Raw genomic sequence first — 19393 nt, 5'->3', positions numbered from 1 at the left:
GCGCGTGACAGCTCCCTCGATCAACACGGCCAAACCTGCAACGGGCATCCCAGCCCTCTTCAAGACCGCCTTCATCAACGCTGCGATCGCGCTGGTGCTGTTCTCGCTGATGGTCGGCATCCGTACCGAGGCGGGCCCCGACGGCCAGCTCACCTACTGGACGCGTTTTGGCGAGCTCGCCTCCCTGGTCGCCATCGTGTTCAGCGGCTCGATCGTGATCGAGCTGCTGCGGCAGTGGATCGGCCCGACCGGAACCGAGAAGCTGGTGCCGCCGGCGGTGCAGAGCGGCCTGTCGTTCGTCGGCCGCTATCTTGCGCCCGCGCTCCTAATCTTCACCCTGCTGGTGCCGGTGATCTTCTATAACCAGCGCTACATCCTCGACCTCGCGATCCTGGTGCTCACCTACGTCATGCTGGGCTGGGGATTGAACGTGGTGGTCGGCCTCGCCGGCCTGCTCGATCTCGGCTACGTCGCCTTCTATGCGGTCGGCGCCTATTCCTACGGGCTGCTCGCCACCAATTTCGGCTGGTCGTTCTGGATCTGCCTGCCGCTCGCCGGCATCCTGGCCGCGTTCTGGGGCGTGCTGCTCGGCTTTCCCGTGCTACGGCTGCGCGGCGACTACCTCGCCATCGTGACGCTGGCCTTCGGCGAGATCATCCGTCTCGTCATCATCAACTGGCAGAGCCTGACCGGAGGCCCGAACGGGGTCTCAGGCATTCCGCGTCCCACCCTCTTCGGCATCCCGCTCGACAACAGCGATGACGGGTTAGCAGCAAAACTCGGCATCGAGTACTCCTCGACCCACCGCATCATCTTCCTGTTCTACCTGATCCTTGCGCTGGCACTGCTCACAAACTGGGTGACGATCCGCCTGCGCCGCCTGCCGATCGGCCGCGCCTGGGAGGCGCTGCGCGAGGACGAGGTCGCCTGCCGCGCACTCGGCATCAACACCACGACGACGAAGCTCACCGCATTCGCGACCGGCGCCATGTTCGGCGGCTTCGCCGGCGCGTTCTTCGCCACCCGCCAGGGCTTCATCAGCCCGGAATCCTTTACCTTCCAGGAATCGGCGCTGGTGCTCGCCATCGTCGTGCTCGGGGGCATGGGATCCCAGCTCGGCGTCGCGCTCGCCGCGCTCGCCATGATTGGCGGCTTCGAGCTGTTCCGCGGCCTCGAGACCTATCGCATGCTGGTGTTCGGCTTGGCCATGGTGCTGATCATGATCTGGCGGCCGCGCGGCCTGATCGGCCATCGTGCCCCGACCGTATATCTGACCAAGGCCCAGGCGATCTCTTCCGACCTCGTCAAGGAAGGGCACGGATGAGCAGCGACGAGACTGGCGATAAGATTCTTGGCGTCGACCGGCTGACCATGCGGTTCGGCGGCATCGTCGCCGTGCAGGACCTCTCCTTTGCCGCCGAGCGGAAGAAGATCACCGCGCTGATCGGGCCGAACGGCGCCGGCAAGACCACCGTCTTTAACTGCATCACCGGCTTCTACAAGCCGACCGGCGGCACCATCCGCCTCACCCATGACGACGGCCGGGTCATCGCGCTGGAGCGGCTGAACGATTTCCGCATCGCCAAGCAGGCCAAGGTCGCGCGCACCTTCCAGAACATCCGCCTGTTTCCCGGCATGACCGCGCTGGAAAACCTGATGGTGGCGCAGCACAACGCCTTGATGCGCGCCTCCGGCTTCACCTTGCTCGGCCTCGTCGGCGCGCCCGTGTATCGGGACGCCGAGAAGCACGCGATTGATCTGGCCACCGACTGGCTGAGGCGCGTCAACCTGCTCGACCGCGCCGACGACGCTGCCGGCAACCTCGCCTATGGCGACCAGCGCCGGCTCGAGATCGCGCGCGCGATGTGCACCGAGCCCGCGCTATTGTGCCTCGACGAGCCGGCCGCCGGCCTCAATGCGCGCGAGAGCGCCGCCCTGAGCGAGCTCTTGCTCTCGATCCGTGACGAGCTCGGCACCTCGATCCTCCTGATCGAGCACGACATGTCGGTGGTGATGGAGATCTCCGACCACATCGTGGTGATGGACCACGGGGTCAAGATCGCGCAAGGCACGCCGCGCGAGGTCCGCGACGATCCCAAGGTGATCGCCGCCTATCTCGGCACCGACGAGCAAGAGGCGGTGGCCGTGATGGAGGGCGGGACGTGACGGCGGCACCCACTCCCCTGCTCGCGATCCGGTCCTTGCGCGCCGCCTACGGCAAGATCGAGGCGCTGAAGGGCGTCGACGTCGAGATCAATGCCGGCGAGATCGTGGCGCTGATCGGCGCCAACGGCGCCGGCAAGTCGACGCTGATGATGACGATCTTCGGCAAGCCGCGCGCCCGCGCCGGCCAGATCCTGTACGAAGGCCGTGACATCACCGACGTGCCGACCCATGAGATCGCGCATTTGCGCATCGCGCAATCGCCGGAGGGCCGCCGCATCTTCCCGCGCATGAGCGTGGCGGAGAACCTCCAGATGGGGGCCGATGCCACCGAATGCACCGATGCGGAGCGCGAGGCGACGCTCCAGCGCGTCTTCACGCTATTTCCGCGGCTGAACGAACGCTACGCCCAGCGCGGCGGAACCCTGTCCGGCGGCGAGCAGCAGATGCTGGCGATCGGCCGTGCCTTGATGAGCCGCCCCCGCCTGCTCCTGCTCGACGAGCCCTCGCTCGGGCTCGCGCCGCTGATCGCCCGCCAGATTTTCGACGCGATCCGCACCCTGAACCGGCAGGACGGCCTGACCGTCCTGATCGTCGAGCAGAACGCCAACCATGCGCTCAAGCTCGCCCACCGCGGCTACGTCATGGTCAATGGCCTGATCACGCTGGCCGGGACCGGCGCCGAGTTGCTGCAGCGCCCCGAGATTCGCGCAGCCTATCTGGAAGGCGGCCGGCACGGCTGAGCGCGGCCATCTGCAGCGCAATGCGGCGAGATATCTCCGCCAATGCCCGTATTTTGCCGGTGACTTCTCCTCGAATTCATTCAAGAATGGTGCCGGTTTGGACCGGGCATGCCCGGCGACTTCCACAGGCGACCACCCGCGAGGTATCTCATGAAATCACTGAAGCTCATCGGTCTGGCATTCGGCGCGTCGATCGCGCTGTCGAGCGCGGCATTCGCGCAGGATGTCACCATCGCAGTCGCAGGCCCGATGACCGGCGGCGAGTCCGCCTTCGGCCGCCAGATGAAGAACGGCGCCGAGATGGCGGTGGCCGATATCAACGCCGCCGGCGGCGTCAACGGCAAGAAGCTTGCGCTCTCCGTCGAGGACGATGCCTGCGATCCGAAGCAGGCGCGCTCGATCGCCGAGAAGATCGCCGGCGCCAAGATCCCCTTCGTCGCCGGGCACTATTGCTCGTCGTCGTCGATCCCCGCCTCCGAGGCCTATGCCGACGGCAACGTCCTTCAGATCACCCCGGCCTCGACCAACCCGCTCTTCACCGAGCGCAAGCTCTGGAACGTGGCGCGCGTCTGCGGCCGTGACGATCAGCAGGGCCTGATCGCTGCGCAGTACATCGCCAAGAACTACAAGGGCAAGAACATCGCGATCCTCAACGACAAGACCACCTACGGCAAGGGTCTTGCCGACGAGACCAAGAAGGCGCTCAACAAGGCGGGCATCACTGAGAAGATGTACGAGTCCTATAACAAGGGCGACAAGGACTTCAACGCGATCGTCTCGCGCCTGAAGCGCGACAACATCGACCTCGTTTATGTCGGCGGCTACCATCAGGAGAGCGGCCTGATCCTGCGCCAGATGCGTGACCAGGGCCTCAAGACGGTGCTGATGGCCGGCGACGCGCTCGCCGACAAGGAGTACGCCTCCATCACCGGCCCCGCCGGCGAAGGCACCCTGTTCACGTTCGGCCCCGATCCGCGCAACAAGCCGACGGCCAAGAAGATCGTCGATGCCTTCAAGGCGAAGAACATCGATCCCGAAGGCTATACGCTCTACACCTACGCGGCGATGCAGGTGTGGTCGCAGGCGGCCAAGAAGGCCGGCACCACTGATGCCAAGAAGGTCATGGAGGCTATGAAGGGCGGCAAGTGGGACACCGTGATCGGCCCGATCGAGTACGACGCCAAGGGCGACATCAAGCAGATCGACTACGTCGTCTACAAGTGGGACGCCAAGGGCGGCTACGCCGAGATCAAGGGCAACGGCACCTGACGCGCTTTCGGGCCTCAGGCTGCCATCCAACCGTCACAACGCCCCGGCTTGCGGCGGGGCGTTTCTTCTTGCGCCGAGGTCAGACGGCTGCGGGCAGCTCGCCGCCCGTCTCGGCCTGGGCCTTCCGCAGTGCTTGCAGGAGGTCGTTCGGCCGAAACGGCTTTTGCAGGCAGACCACATTGGCGAGGTGAGGCGCCTGGTGCAGGAAATCGAGCGTCGTCATCCCCGACACCGCAATGACGGGAAGTCCCGGCGCACGCTCGCGCAGGCTCGCGATGACGTCGACGCCGCTGGTGTTGCCAAGGAAGATATCGACGATTGCAGCGTCACACGGGCTTTCCGCGAAAGCTTTCAGCCCGTCCGCGCCGCTGTCGGCCTCCACGACCTCGAAACGATGGACCCGGAGCACGATCGCGACCATCGCGCGGACGTCCTTCTGGTCGTCTATGATGAGAACGCGGGGCATAGGGAACTACTCCCGGATATCGAGATCAGATCGAAGGATTCAAACGTGGAACCCGCCACGGCCGAAGGGCATTATGACACCGTCCAGTAAAGCCCATCTTACCGACCCTATTCCGCGTCCCCCCTAAAATTAAGTAAGCTGTAACCTTCGGTTGAGTCGCGGCCGTAACGGTGCACGATACGAGCCTATAACCCGCTACCATGGAGCTGGCCCAAGGCAATCCAAATGACGTCGATGACGATGGCGAAGACCGGTCTGCGAGAGATGGACGTGCCCGCAACGATCGACCGCAGCACATTCCTTTCGACGCTGCCGGCCAACTCAACCGACCGCACCGCCGCATTGGCGATCGTCGGCGTGTCCGCAATCCTGTTCGCGCTGGCCGTGCCTTTCGCAGGTATCCGGCTCCTGCCCGTTCCCGCCTTTGTCGCGAGTTATCAATCCGCCCTCGCCGTCAGCGACATCGTCACCGCGGTGCTGCTGCTGTCGCAGTTTTCGGTCTTGCGGACCCGCGCGCTGCTGTGGCTCGCGACCGGCTATCTGTTCACCGCCGCCGCCGCGGTGGTCCATGCCCTCACCTTCCCCGGCCTGTTCACGCCGACCGGGCTTCTCGGCGCGGGCCCGCAGACCACGGTCTGGCTCTACATGATCTGGCACGCCGGCTTCCCGATCTGCGTGCTGGGCTACGCCTGGTTGAAGGAGGCCGATGGCGGCGCCAGGATTCGCGGCACGACGGCCGGCGCGATCTGCAGCATCGTGTTCGGCGTCATCGCCGCCATGGTCGTCTTCGCCTGGATCGTTACCGCCCAGCACGAGCTGCTCCCGGTCCTGCTGCGCGACGGCCGCTACACGCCGACCATGATCGGCGTCGTGGCCTTCGTGTGGTCGCTGAGCTTTGCCGCCCTCGTCTCGCTGTGGTTTCGCAAGCCGCATTCCGTGATCGACATCTGGCTCATGGTCGTGATGTGCGCCTGGCTGTTCGACATCGCGCTCTCGGCGATCGTGAACGTCGCACGCTTCGATCTCGGCTTCTATGCCGGCCGCCTCTATGGCCTCTGCTCGGCGACCTTCGTGCTCGCGGTGCTGCTTGTCGAGAACGTCCGCCTCCAGGCCCAGACCGCGGGCATGGTCGGCGCCTTGAAACGCAAGTCGGACGCCGAGCGCGACTACCACGCCGAGCGCGAGCGGCTGTTCACCGCCGTGGTCGAATCCTCCAACGACGCCATCATCACCAACTCGCTCGACGGCACGATCACGACCTGGAACCACGCGGCCGAGCGCGTCTTCGGCTACTCCGCCAGCGAGGCGGTCGGCCGCTCCATCGACATCATCATGCCGGACGACCAGCTTGAGGACATCGCAGAAAATTTGGCGCGCACCCGCAATGGCGAGGTCATCGACCAGCAGGAAGCGGTGCGGCTGCACAAGAACGGTCAACCGATCGACGTGGTGCTGAGCCAGGTCCCGCTGCGCTCGACCGACGGCAAGATCATCGGCGCCTCCAAGGTGGCCCGCGACGTGACGGAGCGGAAGCGGGCCGAGATGGCTCTCAATCGCGAGATCGAGGAGCGCCAGCGCATCTTCGAGACCTCGCAGGACCTGATCCTGGTCACCGACGGTTTTGGCAATTTCATCCAGGTCAGCCCCAGCGTGAAGACCATCCTGGGCTTCAGCCCGGAGGACATGGTCGGGCACAGCGCGATCGAGTTCATCCACCCTGATGACCTCGAGAAGACCCGGGGCGAGATGCGCGCGGCGCGGCGCGGCGCGGTCAAGCGCAGCTTCGAGGCGCGCTACTACCACCGCGACGGTCACGAGGTCACGCTGAACTGGATGGGCACCTGGTCCGAGCCCGTGAAACGCCATTTCTTCATCGGCCGTGACCTCACCGAGAAGCAGGCTGCCGAGGCCCAGCTCAGGCAGGTCCAGAAGATGGACGCCATCGGCCAGCTCACCGGCGGCGTCGCCCACGACTTCAACAACGTGCTGACGGTGATCACCGGCACGATCGGCATCCTGGCAGACGCCGTGGCCGACCGGCCGGAGCTTGCCGCCATCACCAAGCTGATCGACGATGCCGCCGAGCGCGGCGCGCAACTGACCAAGCATCTGCTCGCCTTCGCCCGCAAGCAGCCGCTCCAGCCGCGCGAGATCGACGTCAATGCGCTGGCGCTCGAGGCTGCCAAGCTCTTGCATCCGACGCTGGGCGAGCAGATCACCATCATGCCGCAGCTCACCGAGGATGCCTGGCCGACCCTGGTCGATCCCGGCCAGCTCTCCACCGCGATCCTCAATCTGGCGCTGAACGCGCGCGATGCCATGCCCGACGGCGGCACCCTGGTGCTGGAGACCCGCAACGTCTTCCTCGACGACGGCTATGCCAGCATGAACCCCGACGTCACCGCCGGCAATTACGTGATGATCGCGGTCAGCGACACCGGCAGCGGCATTCCGGCCGACCTGATCGACCGGGTGTTCGACCCGTTCTTCACGACCAAGGAGGTCGGCAAGGGCACCGGACTCGGGCTCAGCATGGTGTTCGGCTTCGTCAAGCAGTCCGGCGGACACATCAAGATCTACAGCGAGGAAGGTCACGGCACGAGCGTGAAGATCTACCTGCCGCGCTCGAACGGCGTGCAGGAGACCGAGTTCGAGGCGCTGCAGAGCGTCCCCCTCGCCGGCGGCGACGAGAAGATCCTGATCGTCGAGGACGACGCCCTGGTGCGGCAATATGTGGTGACCCAGGTCAAGAGCCTCGGCTATGCCGCGCTGGAAGCCGCCAACGCGGCCGAAGCCCTCACCATCATCGATGCCGACGAGGAGATCGACCTGCTGTTCACCGACATCATCATGCCGGGGGCCATGAACGGCCGCCAGCTTGCCGACGAGGCGGCCCGCCGCCGCCCCGACCTGAAGACGCTGTTCACCTCCGGCTACACCGAGAATGCCATCGTCCATCACGGCAGGCTCGATTCCGGCGTGCTGTTGCTGGCAAAGCCCTACCGCAAGTCCGAGCTCGCCAAGATGCTGAGGACCGCGCTCGCCAGTTGAGCCGGCGGCATCCCTGCGCTATCGCAAGGACGAACTCCTTCAGCGCACGAGGCCTGTCTTGAAGAATCTGCTCACCGACATCGCCGGCGTTCGCGTCGGCCATGCCGTGGACGCCAAAGTCGCCTCCGGCACGACCGCGATCATTTTCGACCAGCCCGCGGTCGCGGCGATCGACGTCCGCGGCGGCGGCCCCGGCACGCGCGAGGACGCACTGCTCGATCTCGCCAACACGGTCGAGCGCGTCGACGCGATCGCGCTGTCGGGCGGCTCCGCCTTCGGCCTCGATACCGGCGGTGGCGTGCAGGCCTGGCTCGCCGAGCAGGGACGCGGCCACCGCGTCCGCGAGGCGCTGATCCCGATCGTTCCGGGCGCGATCCTGTTCGACCTCCTCAATGGCGGTGACAAGGCCTGGGGACGCTTCTCGCCCTATCGAGACCTCGGCTACGCCGCGGCGGCCGCGGCCGGCGCGGACTTCGCGCTCGGCAGCGTCGGTGCGGGCTTCGGTGCCACCACTGCGACGTTCAAGGGCGGGCTCGGCTCGGCCTCCGCGATCACGCCTGACGGCGTGAAGGTCGCGGCGATCGTCGCCGTCAACGCGGTCGGCACTGTCACCGTCGGCGACGGGCCGTGGTTCTGGGCGGCGCCGTTCGAGCTGGGAGGCGAATTCGGCGGACGCGGCCTGCCCGAGAAGTTCACCGACGACATGCTGCGCATGCGCATCAAGGGCGGTCCCGCGGCGACCGCGCGCGAAAACACCACCATCGGCGCCATCGTCACCGACGCGGTGCTGACCAAGCCCCAGGCCAAGCGGCTGGCGATGATCGCGCACACCGGCTTTGCCCGCGCGATCTATCCGGTGCATGCACCGACCGACGGCGACGTGCTGTTTGCGGCGGCGACCGGCGAGAAGCCGATCGAGCCGCTGGCCGGCCTCACCGAGCTCGGCACGGTCGCCGCCAATGTGGTCGCGCGCGCGATCGCCCGCGGCGTGTACAGCGCGACGGCGTTGCCGTTCCCCGGCGCTCAGCCGGCGTGGAAGGATCGGTTCGGCAGATAGCCGCGGCAACGGTGCGCTCCCTCGCCCCGCTTGCGGGGAGAGGGTTGGGGTGAAGGGGAATCTCCGCGGGAGCGGTGAGAGTTAGACTCGCGGAGAGCTCCCCACCCGAATTCGAGCTCTCGCCGCAAGCGGGGGCGCGGTGAAAAGTCACACGCTCATCGACATCGAAGAGGACGCGGTCGCGGTGGCGGCCTGCGCCTGGCGCTGCATCATCTGGCCGAACCAGTCATAGGGCGAATTGCCGCCACCGTTCGCCTTCGAGCTGCTGGAGGCACCCGGCACCGTGGTCGACATCTTGAAACCGTCGGCATAGGTGACGGTGGTGGTGGTCGAGCCGTCGGCGTTGGTCGTCGTGGTCGAGGTCGATCCGCCGCTCGACGACGACGAGGAATTCGAGCCGCTGCCCGACGCATCGCCCGCATCTTGCGCGTGATGTCCGCGATGGCCGGCCCTCAGCGCCTTCGTCATCTCGCCGAGATCGATGCTGCCATCCCCATTCGCATCCATCTTCGAGAACACGTGGTCGGCCTGCGCGAGGTTGGTGCCGCCGGCTCCGAGCGCGTTCTCGAACTCGGGTTTGGTGATCTTGCCGTCGCCGTCCGCGTCGATCTTCGAGAACAGGTTCTTGAGCGCCGCCTGCCGGCTCGTCGAACTCGACGAAGTCGAACCGGTCGCGCCGCCGATGCCGTCCGAGGACTGGCTTTGCGCGGCGAACAAGGCGTTCATGGTCTCCGGCGAGATCTGCGGATATTTGCCGGCATTGACCGACGAGGTCGCCCCACTGGTCGCGCTGCTGCGGCTGTCGATCGCGAACGGATTGGTCGGCGCGCTCTGGGCGGATCCCGTCTTCTGCGCCGACGACGATATCGAGTTCGTCAGCGACTGGATCGCGTCGAGGGCACTCGAGACGGCGCCAAGGGCGAACAGCATTGCACAACTCCGACCGATGCGGCATGCCGCAGCCAACGTTCTGCAGATGAAGTCAGCAAGCGTCGTGCCAGCGCGAAAAGCTCAATGAAATCCGCATCAGCCACGCTTGGCGGGTCGCGGGAACATCGGCAATTCATGCCGGTCGCGGCAGAAATTTCCGCCCACAGGAAGCGCGCCCCTCCTCATTGCCCGCCACGGAGACCCATGTTAGGCGAGGCCCATTCGTCGTCCGGCCGCCACGGGAAACAGCGCCATGACCCAAGCCTTCGCCCCCCGCCCCCTGGCCATCGCGCCCTCGATCCTGGCCTCGGATTTCTCGAGACTCGGCGAGGAGGTGCGCGCAGTGGACGCCGCCGGCGCGGACTGGATCCATCTCGACGTGATGGACGGGCATTTCGTTCCCAACATCTCCTACGGCCCCGAGGTCATCAAGGCGATGCGCCCGCACACGAAGAAGATCTTCGACGCGCATCTGATGATCTCGCCCTGCGATCCCTATCTCGAAGCCTTCGCAAAGGCCGGCTGCGACCACATCACGGTGCATGCGGAGGCCGGTCCCCACCTGCACCGCTCGCTCCAGGCCATCCGCGCGCTCGGCAAGAAGGCCGGCGTCTCGCTCAACCCGGGCACGCCCATCAGCGCGCTCGAATACGTTCTCGACCTCGTCGACCTCGTGCTGGTGATGTCGGTCAATCCGGGCTTCGGCGGCCAGGCCTTCATTCCCTCCGCGATCAACAAGATCCGCGACATCCGGGCAATGGTCGCGGGCCGTCCGATCGACATCGAGGTCGATGGCGGCGTCGGCCCCGACGTCGCAGGCCCGCTGGCGGCCGCCGGCGCCAACGCCTTCGTCGCCGGCACCTCCGTGTTCAGGGGCGGCACGCAGGACGCCTATAAGGCCAACATCGCCGCGATCCGCAACGCGGCGCTCGGGGCGCGTGGCGAGGCGATCTGAAGACCGAAGAAGCGCCCGCATCCTTCGGACCTTACGGGTGCTGCGGCGGGCAATGCCTAAAATTGCAACTTCGACCCGTACTCATCCGGGCTTCACTGCCTCGTGCAAATCACTGCAAGTGATTCCTGCCGGTTTTTGCAGGAGCACATCATGACGACGACCCTGGTTTGGACTGGCGTGGCGTTGTGGATCGGTTTCGGTGCATTTGTCGTGTTCGGCCCGTCGGCCGGACCGGTCGAGGCCCCGGCGCGTTCGGCCCGCAACATCCGTCACGACCGCCATCGGGCTTGACGCCCATGCAGATCGCCCTCGTGAAGCGCCTGCCGAAACGCAGGTGCCGGATTCCGCGGCGCCCCCATCCGAGCCTCGACTATTTCTTCGGTCGGCTCGAACGCACTGACGGCGCGCCGGTCGACGATGCCAGGCCCGACAATTCGGACCTGGACCACCCGTCCCAGCGCCACCACTGACGATCTCCTTTTCGGAACGACGCCATGAAACCGCATTGCCCCAACTGCCTGAAGGAAATGACCAAGGCATCCGCGTCGCGTAACCTGTTCAATTGCGAGCCCTGCCGCGAGATCATCCAGTATTTTGGCGGCAGCGCGGATCACGGCGAGCCGGGGCAGCAATTCTCCTGGCCCATCCGCCGCAAGCGCGTCGTCCACACCGCTCACGCAGCCTGATTTGGTCTAATTGACCTCATCCGCATCCGCCGCCATCCGCGGCGGCCGTACCACGGTGACGGTGCAGGCCGCTTCCGCGGCCACCTTGGCCGAGACGCTGCCGAGCAGCGTGCGGCGAAACGAGCTCTGCCGCGCGCCGATGATGACGTGGTCGACCTGGTTGACCTCGGCGAATTCCAAGAGCGCCGCCGCGGGATCGACGGCCTCCAGCACGTGAACCGAGAGCCGACTCTCGTCGAGCTTCAAGGGCGTCGCCCAATGCCGGAGCGCGACCAGGCGGTCGATATGCTTGTTCGAGCCTTGCTCGTCCAGAGTCCGGTCGATCGCGATGCGGTTCAGCTTGAGCACGTTGACGCAGGCAAGCCGCGCCGAGGGCAGCGTGGCGAGAATGCGCTCGGTGGTGACGCGCAGGGCCTCGTTCAGCTCCGGCGCGCCTTCCGCCGTGTCGAGTGCAACCGCGAGAATCGGGCTCGATGCGATCTGCGCTGCGACATCCGATTTCGCGCGCGGGGCCATGACGCCCTGGTTGAAGCGGCGCCGCCAGGCGATGCTGAGTGGATCGCGCTTCAGCCGCTCCGAGCGTGTCGTCAGCTTGACCTGGCCCGGATGGGCCAGATCGAAGGCGAGCTGGGACGCGGTCGGATAGCGCCACACCGGCTCGATCTCCAGACAGCGCAGCACCACCTCCTGGAGCCAGGGCGGATAGTCGGCGCGAAGCGCGCGCGGCGGATGCGGATCGCGCCAGAGCCTCCGCCGCATCGCGCGCAGCGTCTCGCCCTCGCCGAACGGACGCTCGCCGGTGGTGAAGAAATAGAGCAGCACGCCGAGTGAGAACAGATCGCTGCGCGGATCGTCGCGCACGCCGAGCAGCCGTTCCGGCGCCATGTACGGCGCGGTGCCGTAAGGCAGGCGGAACTCCTCCTGCAGGAGATCGGGCAGATGGTCATGGTGCGACAGGCCATAGTCGATCAACACCGCCTCGCCGCTCTCGCGAAACATGATGCTGCTGGGCTTGATGTCGTGATGGATCACGTTCTGCCTGTGCAGGTCGGCGAGCGCGGTCGCGACCCTGGCGACGAGCTGCCGCGCCTCGTCATACGGCAGCGGCAGGTCGGGCAGCCGCTTGTAGAGCGTGGTCCCGGGGATGCGCTCGATCACGACATAGGCCTGGTGCGCGAAATCGCCGGTGCCGAAACAGGCGGGCACGTGCGGACCCGCAAGCCGCGGCAGGATCATCATCTCCATCTCGAAGGAGACGATCGCGGCGGGGTCCTCGCCCTCCGACACCCTGGGGATCTTCATCAGCAAGGGCACGTCGATGCCGGGATGGGTGACGGTCCAGAGCGTCGCCATGCCCCCGGCATGGACGCATTCGCCGATCGTGTAGCCGTCGATCACAGCGCCCGACTTGACCAGGGGTTTGGGCATCGGCTTCTAGCGTCCCTGCGACAGCCGGTCCGCGAGCCAGTGCGGCAGGCCGTTCTCGCGGATCCGGCTCGCGGCCGTCTCGATGTCATAGGGCGCGCGGCAATAGGTGATCCGGCACGTCACCGTGTCGAACAGCACGAAGGCCGCGGACGGATCGCCGTCGCGAGGCTGGCCGACCGAGCCGAGCACGGCGAGCCATTGCCGTCCGCGCAGCAGCGGCACCGCGACGTCGGTCTTGGGCACGAGGCTCGTCATCTTCGCCGTCACCGACATCGAATACAGCGCCGGACGGTGGATGTGGCCGCAGAAGGTGACATGGGCCGGTGTCGAGATCAGGCTCTTGGCGGCATCCGCCGTCGATCGGACATAGTGCCAGCGCTGTGGGCTGGAGGCTTCCGAATGCACGAACAGGCGGTCGCCGTCCTCGACCAGCATCGGCAGTTCGGCCAGGAATCGCCGCTGCGCGGTATCGAGCCGGCCACGGGTCCATTCGATCGCGATCTGCGCCTCGGCGTTCATGGTCTCGGCCGAGGAATTGACCGCCTGGTCGTGATTGCCGCGCACGGCGACGGCCCCCTGCGCAACCAGCTCCATCGCGGTATCCACCACCCATTCCGGATCGGCGCCATAGCCGACGAAGTCGCCGAGCAGGATGAATCGCTCGGCGCCCTTGGCGCGCGCAGCCTTCAGGCAGGCCTCGAACGCCTGCCTGTTGCCATGGATATCCGAGAAGACAGCGAGAAGCACGCACCCTCCACCCTCAAATTCTTATTGGAGGCCGATGAGGCCAAATTGAGGGAGGTCAACAGGATGCGTCAGCGCTGCGCCGTTTACCAGCGCAGCGCTGCGGTGATGGTGAAAGGCCTATTGCTCGTCCTTCGGCGGCATCCGGGGCGGCGGAATCGGGGTGAACACCGCGCCCTGGGCAGCGGCGGGCGGGGCATTGAATTCGCCGGTCGAGGAATCGCCGCCGCTGGTCTCCAGGATGGTCTTTGGGGTCACATATTCCCTGACCATGTCGATCAGGCTGCCGTCGCCGCCGCCGAAATCGGCCGCGCGGCCGCCTTGCGGATGTCCGAGCGCGATCTCGTTCTCCGCGGCATGGGTCTTGTCGGCCAACCTGTCATTGTAGGGCACACGAAACGCGCGCGGGATGCCGCTCGGGCGATTGTCCTCGTCCAGCGCCTCGACCCAAAGATAGATCGAGCCGGGGTCGCCCTCCAGCGAATGCGGCTCGACGATGCGGGCCTTCAGCAGCTTGAAGGTAGCAGGCAGCCGGTCGGGGCTGGCCCAGCCGAGCAGTCCGCGCATTTCGGTGAAGCTGACGACATAGAAGGCGCTGGTCACGACCACCGCGACCGCCTTCAGCGACCAGTGCAGCCGCGCATAGACCAGCACGACCAGCAGCAGCGCGCCGATGACGGCATAGGCGACCGACAGCGTCGCGATGACCGTCTGCGGGTTACTCACGGCGGATCCTCACAGCGTTCCTGCTCACACCGGTCTTGGGATCGACATCGGCGCCGTTGCGCCAGCTGCTGCGGAACGTCTCCAGCAGCGATTTCGGCCGCTGATCGACATTGACGACCTTGCCTTCGGCATCGATGCGGAATCGCACCGCGGTCTTCTCGTCGCCGGTGTGGTCGAGCGTGAACTTGTTGTCGAAGATCACCTGCGCGGTCGGATTGAGCTTCTGCACCTTCACATTGGCGGTCACCGGCTCGCCGGTCGTCGCAACGAAATGCGAGACGTTCACCGTGTATTCGCCGGCGAGGATGCCGCGCACCGTCACGATCTCCTCGCGGATGGGGGAAGCGATTTTCTTGCCGGCAACCATGATGAAATCGTTGGCGCCGCCACGGTCGTCGCGATCGAGCGTGAGGAAGCCGGCCTCGCGGTGGCGATACCAGGCGATATTGCCGGCGGGATCCTGCACGAACAGGTCGAGATCGTCAGGGTGGTTGTCCGGCCAGTCCAGCGTAATGATGAACTCGGCCTTGGAGTCGATCTTGCCGTCCTTGGCGTCCGGGGACACCGCGAGCAGCGCAAGGAAGAACAGGAAGGCGATCACCTGGAGCGCCTTGAACAGCATCACGCCGAGGGGATCGAACGGCTCCTCGCGTGGATAGAGGCCGAAATCATCCATCATGACGACGTTCCGGCGCCCTTGGTTTCAGAACCTTTGCGTTCCAGCACCGGCGTCACATAGGTCTCGGTCAGCACCACCGCATCCGAGAACACCCGCTGGGTCGCCGAATCCAGCATGTAGTACTGGATGCGGACCAGGATCGAGCCGACGAGGCCGGCCAGCGTCGTGTACATCGCGACCGCCATGCCGTCGCTCATCAGCCCCATGGACGAGCGCATCGCGACCTTGTCGGCGGCATCCAGCCCCGCGATCGGCGCCAGCATGATGATGAAGCCGATGATGGTGCCGAGCAGGCCGAGCTTCATCAGCGTGTCCGAGACGAAGGCGCCGAAGCCGTTGGAGCCGCGCAGCCGGTCGGCCAGCGTCCGCAGCAGCAGCGTCTGGTCCACGGGGCGGTAATCCTGCGCCGCCGCCTTCGTCACCAGGCTCTCGATGTGATCGCGCACCAGCCCGCGCGGCAGCGCCGTCGCACGCGCATCGAGCACCCTGCCGCCATCAGGCGCGGCGAGCGCCGCCCGGCAACGCCGCGCCGCCGCCCCCTCACGCGCGATCGCGCGCGTGCGCAGGAAACAATGGCCACAGGTGACAATGTAGAGCACCGCGATGACGCTCGAAATGTAGGTGCGGTCCGAGGTCAGCATCAGATGGATCAGGCCGAAGCGCCACAGCAGCACGACGGCGAAGATCGACAACCCGGTGAAGATCATCCAGAACAGCAGCGCGCTGCGCTCGGATGGATCTGCAGCAGACCCGGCGATCGGTCCAATGGTCATTGAACTCATGCTGCACCGCTCCTCGCCCGCAACGATGGGCCTGTAAAGATTCCATCCCGATTAGATCAAAGCTACCGGGCCCGGTCCAAAGACCCATGCCCAAACCGGCTTGGGAAATTTGCCCGAGCTGCAATCCTGCCACACCCTGCAATTGGCAAGGCGCGGCGGCGTTGTTAGGCTGACCTTACCAAACGCCGGGGGTGATCGCATGCGCCTCGTACTTCAGCTTGTTGCCCGCCTGCTGCTCATCGTGGCGCTGTGCCTCGGCGCGGCGACCATATGGGCCACGTTCGACGCCTATCGCAGCATTGACCGGGCGACCGCGGCCTCGGCGCAGCGGGTCGCGCAGGCACTTCAGGCGCTGTACTGGCATGAGCTGTTGTTGCGCAGCAGCAGAGCCCGCGAGCACCTGCTGCCGGTTCCGGAATGGCGCACGCTGGAGACGATGAAGCTGATCTCGCCCGGCGTCTGCGTCGAGTTCCAGCCGGCGACCACATTCGAGAAGCCGCTCTGCGGCCAGAGCGAGGGGCTCGGCAAGACCCCGCCGCGCTGGTTCGCGTCCATCGTGCCGACCTTCCTCGGCAGCCATGCCGAGGTGGTGCGGCCCGTCAGTCCGCGCGCCGCAGCCGCCGGCACCGTGGTCGCGTCGCCGGATGCGATTGCCGCGATCTCGCTCGCCTGGGAATACATCCTCAACGTCATCGATGTCGCGCTGCTGATGGCGGGCGCGATTGCACTGCTGGCGTCGCTCGCCATCGCGCACGCGCTGGCGCCGGCACGCACGATCGTCACGGCTCTCCAGCGCATGGCGCGCGGACAGTATCGCACGAAACTGCCGCGCTTCCGCTCGCTGGAGCTGGCGATGATCGGGAGCGCCGTCGGCGAGCTCGGCGGGCGGCTGGAGGAAGCCACCGAACAGCGCGCGGCGCTGACGCGGCGCTTGATCGAGATGCGCGACGACGAGCGCCGCGCGCTCGCCCGCGAGCTGCACGACGAGTTCGGGCAAAATCTTTCCGCTATCCTCGCCTTTGCCAACACCATCGAGACCGCGAGCGCGAAGCAGAACAAGGACGATGGGATCGCGCAGGACGCGCGCATGATCTCGCAGGCCACCCATCATCTGATGGCCTCGCTGCGCGATGCGCTGAAACGGCTGCGCAATCCGCTGCCCGAGGAGCTCGGGCTCGAGGCCAGCCTCGTCAATCTCGTCGACACCTGGCGCTCGCACAGCACGGCGCGGCCGACAATCCAGCTCGACCTCAGGGGCGACCTCACCGACATCTCCGGCCCGGCCGCCACCACCGCCTATCGTGTCGCGCAGGAATGCCTGACCAACGCGCTGCGTCACAGTACGGCGCGCGAGATCTCGCTGCGGGTCGAGCGGCGCGCGGGCGAGGACGATGCGCTCGTCATCCGTGTCGAGGACGACGGGGGCGGCGATGCCGCACGCGTCGCGCAGTCGGCCGGCTTCGGCCTCACCGGCATTCGCGAGCGTGTCGCCGCAGCCGGCGGATCGCTGTCGATCCTGCCTGCAACCCGCGGCCTCAGTGTCGCCGCCACCATCCCGCTCGCCGCGTGAGGCCGACATGAGCGATGTCGCCGCAACAGGCATCTCCGTGCTGCTGGTCGACGATCATCCGATCGTCCGGCAAGGCTACCGGCGCGTGCTGGAGAGCCAGGGCGATCTACATGTCGTGGCTGAGGCCGACAACGCGGCGGATGCATACGGCGCCTTCAAGGCGCACGATCCTGACGTCGTCGTGCTGGATATCTCGATGCCCGGCGCAAGCGGGCTGGAAGCCATCCGCAACATCCGCGCCCGCAGCCCGCGGGCACGGATCCTCGTCTTCACCATGCACAACGAGGCCGTTCTGGTGAAAGCGGCCTTCGGCGCCGGCGCCTCCGGCTTCGTCACCAAGAGCAACGAGCCGTCTGCGGTCGTGAATGCAATCCGCAGCGTCGCCCGCGGCGAGCGCGCGATGAGCGACGACATTGCGCATACCCTCGCCGAGGACAGCCTGTCGCCGACCGGCTCGGTGCTGGACCAGCTCGGCGAGCGCGAGATCGAGATCCTGCGCCAGTTCGCCGGCGGAGCTACCACCGAAGAGATCGCGACGCACCTCAATCTCAGTGTAAAGACAGTCCAGAACTATCACTACCTGATCAAGACCAAGACCGGCGCGCGCACGGACGCACAGCTGGTGCGGCTGGCCGCGACGTGCGGGCTGACGAAGATCTAGCAGCGGGGCTGCCGCTTCCGCCTCAGGCGAACTCGAAGCTGCCAATCTGGTAGGCGGATTGGAACTGACAGCATGCGGTTCCGGTTGGTAGCAGAGTGAAGGAGTGAATCTCATGAGTAAGGGTCATCACAACCCGGCAGCCCACCCCCCGATCATCACCGTAGGCGAACTCATCGACGAGCTTTGCCGACTTCCCGATACCGCCGTCGTCCATTTCCGCTGTCCCATGCTCGAACAGGAGCTGACTTTCTATCGCCTCCGCAAGCGGTCAAAGGATGTCGTCGAAATCGCGGTCAATACATACCCGGAGAGCCCGCCGGTCGCACCAGCAGCCAACGGCGGGCTTCACCCGCGCCGGCACGCAACTGCATCGCCCTCCGTCCGCGAGGGCGCGCTTCTCCACAAGGCAAGAGGGTAAGCTAGTCGTCTACGCCGCCTTCAACCCACGCAGCACCAGTGCGAGCGTCGCATCGACACGCCCCGGCAGATCGGCGTCCTTCCATTCGTCGGCATGCGCCGGATGATGGAAGCGGCAGGTCGCATCGAAGATCGCGCGCGCGGTCCCCTTGACGTCGTCCACGGCAAACGCGCCCTGGCTGACGCCATCGGTCAGGATCGCCGCGATCTGGTCGATCATGGTGTCCTTGTGACACTTGACGGCCGCGCAGGCTTCTCGCGCCAAAGTAAGATAGGTTTCGAACATCTCGGGGTCGTCGAGCACGCGCGAACGCTTGGCCGCGAACAGCGTGCGCAGCCAGCGGTCGAGCCTGTCCGGCGCCGGTCCCTGCTCCCTGACGATTGCCAGGAGCGGCGCGTCGATCCGGTCGAGCCAGCGTTTGGCAACGGCCTCGCGCAGGGAGGCCTTGCTTGGGAAATGGCGATAGACGCTGCCGTGGCTCACATCGAGCGCACGGGCAACGTCAACCACGGTGGCCTTGGCAAGTCCGTAGCGCCGCAAGACGTCCTCGGTGACTTCGAGGATCCGCTCCGGCGTCAGGATAACGGCTTCATTCATGCCAGCACCTTGTTCCCGTCCAGGGTTCGTCCGGCGACGGCGCTGATTCCGAAGCGCCTCTACCGGTCGTTTCGGAAAGCTCTCGCCTTAATGAGGCAGTTTTGCAGCCTGCGCCGCTATCTGGCGCGCCACCAGCAAATTGAGCCAATGCCCAATGGTGCCGGTGAAATTGAGGATTTCGGTCGTCATCGTCTCAAGTCTCCATTCGTCCACGGCTCCCACCCCTTGATTACGTCCCTCGATCCGCTGGTTTTTCGAATCTCGGGACCCCCTGGCAGGATGGCCGCGGGACGCCCAATCGGAGCGTCCGGGAACGGATATACACGTCTAGATGACAGATTTCAATATCTGTCAGTCAAAGATACGTGACTGACAGTTAATATTTGCGGCCCGGCGGCGCCACCCTGCCGGCCCGGGGCCCGGTGGATAGCTCGGTGATCCCCCTCTTCCGGGGCCCAGACCGTTTGT

Annotated in this window: 21 protein-coding genes; 13 read left to right on the top strand and 8 right to left on the bottom strand. The window is 66.0% G+C overall.

The genetic code is table 11. The features are described 5' to 3' along the window. Positions 1–4 precede the first annotated feature (4 nt). The 4 genes from livM to ACRQ5Q_RS16000 all read left to right on the top strand — a co-directional run bounded on the left by livM (position 5) and on the right by ACRQ5Q_RS16000 (position 4175). Positions 5–1324 carry a high-affinity branched-chain amino acid ABC transporter permease LivM gene (gene livM / locus ACRQ5Q_RS16015; protein WP_439369095.1) on the top strand — a complete coding sequence of 440 codons (1320 nt, stop codon included), beginning with the start codon at positions 5–7 and terminating at the stop codon, positions 1322–1324. Next, positions 1321–2166: an ABC transporter ATP-binding protein gene (locus ACRQ5Q_RS16010; RefSeq protein ID WP_439398870.1), complete on the top strand. Its 846-nt coding sequence runs from the start codon at positions 1321–1323 to the stop codon at positions 2164–2166. The genes livM and ACRQ5Q_RS16010 overlap by 4 nt, the downstream gene beginning before the upstream one ends. Further along, complete coding sequence (locus tag ACRQ5Q_RS16005; protein ID WP_439369097.1) at positions 2163–2906, top strand: ABC transporter ATP-binding protein; 744 nt, start codon at positions 2163–2165, stop codon at positions 2904–2906. Before ACRQ5Q_RS16010 ends, ACRQ5Q_RS16005 begins: the two co-directional genes overlap by 4 nt. A 150-nt stretch (positions 2907–3056) precedes the next feature. After that, positions 3057–4175: a branched-chain amino acid ABC transporter substrate-binding protein gene (locus ACRQ5Q_RS16000; protein ID WP_439369099.1), complete on the top strand. Its 1119-nt coding sequence runs from the start codon at positions 3057–3059 to the stop codon at positions 4173–4175. Between the two features lie 79 nt (positions 4176–4254). On the opposite strand, the gene ACRQ5Q_RS15995 is transcribed toward ACRQ5Q_RS16000, so the two are convergent. Then, positions 4255–4641: a response regulator gene (locus ACRQ5Q_RS15995; protein WP_439369101.1), complete on the bottom strand. Its 387-nt coding sequence runs from the start codon at positions 4639–4641 to the stop codon at positions 4255–4257. 225 nt (positions 4642–4866) lie between these two features. On the opposite strand from ACRQ5Q_RS15995, the gene ACRQ5Q_RS15990 reads away from it, so the two are divergent. Together ACRQ5Q_RS15990 and ACRQ5Q_RS15985 are read left to right on the top strand one after the other, a co-directional pair. Then, a complete protein-coding gene (locus ACRQ5Q_RS15990) occupies positions 4867–7692 on the top strand; it encodes a PAS domain S-box protein (protein ID WP_439398868.1) in 2826 nt (941 codons plus the stop codon). A gap of 58 nt (positions 7693–7750) precedes the next feature. Beyond that, positions 7751–8749, top strand: a complete 999-nt coding sequence (locus tag ACRQ5Q_RS15985; protein WP_439369103.1) for a P1 family peptidase — start codon at positions 7751–7753, stop codon at positions 8747–8749. 147 nt (positions 8750–8896) lie between these two features. Here ACRQ5Q_RS15985 and ACRQ5Q_RS15980 read toward each other — a convergent pair whose 3' ends face one another. Continuing rightward, positions 8897–9679, bottom strand: a complete 783-nt coding sequence (locus tag ACRQ5Q_RS15980) for an EF-hand domain-containing protein (protein WP_439398866.1) — start codon at positions 9677–9679, stop codon at positions 8897–8899. A gap of 253 nt (positions 9680–9932) precedes the next feature. On the opposite strand from ACRQ5Q_RS15980, the gene rpe reads away from it, so the two are divergent. From rpe to ACRQ5Q_RS15960, 4 genes are all read left to right on the top strand, one after another. After that, entirely contained in the window at positions 9933–10634 is a 702-nt protein-coding gene (gene rpe, locus ACRQ5Q_RS15975) for a ribulose-phosphate 3-epimerase (protein ID WP_439369106.1), read from the top strand. A gap of 150 nt (positions 10635–10784) precedes the next feature. Further along, positions 10785–10925, top strand: a complete 141-nt coding sequence (locus tag ACRQ5Q_RS15970) for a hypothetical protein (protein WP_439369107.1) — start codon at positions 10785–10787, stop codon at positions 10923–10925. A 5-nt stretch (positions 10926–10930) separates the two neighbouring features. Beyond that, positions 10931–11104, top strand: a complete 174-nt coding sequence (locus tag ACRQ5Q_RS15965; RefSeq protein WP_439369109.1) for a hypothetical protein — start codon at positions 10931–10933, stop codon at positions 11102–11104. 24 nt (positions 11105–11128) lie between these two features. Beyond that, a complete protein-coding gene (locus tag ACRQ5Q_RS15960) occupies positions 11129–11320 on the top strand; it encodes a hypothetical protein (RefSeq protein ID WP_439369111.1) in 192 nt (63 codons plus the stop codon). 6 nt (positions 11321–11326) lie between these two features. Here ACRQ5Q_RS15960 and ACRQ5Q_RS15955 read toward each other — a convergent pair whose 3' ends face one another. The 5 genes from ACRQ5Q_RS15955 to ACRQ5Q_RS15935 form a co-directional block, all read right to left on the bottom strand. Continuing rightward, the gene (locus tag ACRQ5Q_RS15955) at positions 11327–12748 is read right to left on the bottom strand and encodes a serine/threonine protein kinase (protein ID WP_439398864.1); all 1422 of its coding nucleotides are present in this window, start codon (positions 12746–12748) and stop codon (positions 11327–11329) included. 6 nt (positions 12749–12754) lie between these two features. After that, positions 12755–13495, bottom strand: coding sequence for a metallophosphoesterase family protein (locus ACRQ5Q_RS15950; protein WP_439369113.1), 741 nt, complete (start codon positions 13493–13495; stop codon positions 12755–12757). 117 nt (positions 13496–13612) lie between these two features. Beyond that, positions 13613–14218: a hypothetical protein gene (locus tag ACRQ5Q_RS15945; protein WP_439369114.1), complete on the bottom strand. Its 606-nt coding sequence runs from the start codon at positions 14216–14218 to the stop codon at positions 13613–13615. Continuing rightward, complete coding sequence (locus tag ACRQ5Q_RS15940) at positions 14211–14897, bottom strand: hypothetical protein (RefSeq protein ID WP_439369116.1); 687 nt, start codon at positions 14895–14897, stop codon at positions 14211–14213. The genes ACRQ5Q_RS15945 and ACRQ5Q_RS15940 overlap by 8 nt, the downstream gene beginning before the upstream one ends. Further along, complete coding sequence (locus tag ACRQ5Q_RS15935) at positions 14894–15679, bottom strand: MotA/TolQ/ExbB proton channel family protein (RefSeq protein WP_439398862.1); 786 nt, start codon at positions 15677–15679, stop codon at positions 14894–14896. Before ACRQ5Q_RS15935 ends, ACRQ5Q_RS15940 begins: the two co-directional genes overlap by 4 nt. 199 nt (positions 15680–15878) lie before the next feature. Here ACRQ5Q_RS15935 and ACRQ5Q_RS15930 point away from each other — a divergent pair, with 199 nt between their 5' ends. The 3 genes from ACRQ5Q_RS15930 to ACRQ5Q_RS15920 all read left to right on the top strand — a co-directional run bounded on the left by ACRQ5Q_RS15930 (position 15879) and on the right by ACRQ5Q_RS15920 (position 18328). Beyond that, positions 15879–17249: a histidine kinase gene (locus ACRQ5Q_RS15930; protein ID WP_439398860.1), complete on the top strand. Its 1371-nt coding sequence runs from the start codon at positions 15879–15881 to the stop codon at positions 17247–17249. A 7-nt stretch (positions 17250–17256) separates the two neighbouring features. Continuing rightward, positions 17257–17910 (top strand): response regulator, encoded by a 654-nt coding sequence (locus ACRQ5Q_RS15925; RefSeq protein ID WP_439369122.1) that lies wholly within the window; start codon positions 17257–17259, stop codon positions 17908–17910. Positions 17911–18022: 112 nt separating this feature from the next. After that, the gene (locus tag ACRQ5Q_RS15920; RefSeq protein ID WP_439398858.1) at positions 18023–18328 is read left to right on the top strand and encodes a hypothetical protein; all 306 of its coding nucleotides are present in this window, start codon (positions 18023–18025) and stop codon (positions 18326–18328) included. Between the two features lie 9 nt (positions 18329–18337). Here the strand turns inward: ACRQ5Q_RS15920 and ACRQ5Q_RS15915 are convergent, their stop codons facing one another. Further along, positions 18338–18925, bottom strand: a complete 588-nt coding sequence (locus ACRQ5Q_RS15915) for a TetR family transcriptional regulator (RefSeq protein ID WP_439398857.1) — start codon at positions 18923–18925, stop codon at positions 18338–18340. Positions 18926–19393 lie beyond the last annotated feature (468 nt).

It is taken from the genome of Bradyrhizobium sp. PMVTL-01, assembly GCF_051861855.1.
Lineage (GTDB): Bacteria > Pseudomonadota > Alphaproteobacteria > Rhizobiales > Xanthobacteraceae > Bradyrhizobium.
This window is presented reverse-complemented; position numbering and strand designations above follow the sequence as displayed.

Excerpts from the sequence above, each read along its gene's own strand:
- ACRQ5Q_RS16010 (WP_439398870.1), top strand. The coding sequence starts at position 1,321 with ATGAGCAGCGACGAGACTGGCGATAAGATTCTTGGCGTCGACCGGCTG.
- ACRQ5Q_RS16000 (WP_439369099.1), top strand. The coding sequence starts at position 3,057 with ATGAAATCACTGAAGCTCATCGGTCTGGCATTCGGCGCGTCGATCGCG.
- ACRQ5Q_RS15995 (WP_439369101.1), bottom strand. The coding sequence starts at position 4,641 with ATGCCCCGCGTTCTCATCATAGACGACCAGAAGGACGTCCGCGCGATG.
- ACRQ5Q_RS15990 (WP_439398868.1), top strand. The coding sequence starts at position 4,867 with ATGACGTCGATGACGATGGCGAAGACCGGTCTGCGAGAGATGGACGTG.
- ACRQ5Q_RS15980 (WP_439398866.1), bottom strand. The coding sequence starts at position 9,679 with ATGCTGTTCGCCCTTGGCGCCGTCTCGAGTGCCCTCGACGCGATCCAG.
- rpe (WP_439369106.1), top strand. The coding sequence starts at position 9,933 with ATGACCCAAGCCTTCGCCCCCCGCCCCCTGGCCATCGCGCCCTCGATC.
- ACRQ5Q_RS15970 (WP_439369107.1), top strand. The coding sequence starts at position 10,785 with ATGACGACGACCCTGGTTTGGACTGGCGTGGCGTTGTGGATCGGTTTC.
- ACRQ5Q_RS15965 (WP_439369109.1), top strand. The coding sequence starts at position 10,931 with ATGCAGATCGCCCTCGTGAAGCGCCTGCCGAAACGCAGGTGCCGGATT.
- ACRQ5Q_RS15960 (WP_439369111.1), top strand. The coding sequence starts at position 11,129 with ATGAAACCGCATTGCCCCAACTGCCTGAAGGAAATGACCAAGGCATCC.
- ACRQ5Q_RS15955 (WP_439398864.1), bottom strand. The coding sequence starts at position 12,748 with ATGCCCAAACCCCTGGTCAAGTCGGGCGCTGTGATCGACGGCTACACG.
- ACRQ5Q_RS15940 (WP_439369116.1), bottom strand. The coding sequence starts at position 14,897 with ATGATGGATGATTTCGGCCTCTATCCACGCGAGGAGCCGTTCGATCCC.
- ACRQ5Q_RS15935 (WP_439398862.1), bottom strand. The coding sequence starts at position 15,679 with ATGAGTTCAATGACCATTGGACCGATCGCCGGGTCTGCTGCAGATCCA.
- ACRQ5Q_RS15930 (WP_439398860.1), top strand. The coding sequence starts at position 15,879 with ATGCGCCTCGTACTTCAGCTTGTTGCCCGCCTGCTGCTCATCGTGGCG.
- ACRQ5Q_RS15925 (WP_439369122.1), top strand. The coding sequence starts at position 17,257 with ATGAGCGATGTCGCCGCAACAGGCATCTCCGTGCTGCTGGTCGACGAT.
- ACRQ5Q_RS15920 (WP_439398858.1), top strand. The coding sequence starts at position 18,023 with ATGAGTAAGGGTCATCACAACCCGGCAGCCCACCCCCCGATCATCACC.
- ACRQ5Q_RS15915 (WP_439398857.1), bottom strand. The coding sequence starts at position 18,925 with ATGAATGAAGCCGTTATCCTGACGCCGGAGCGGATCCTCGAAGTCACC.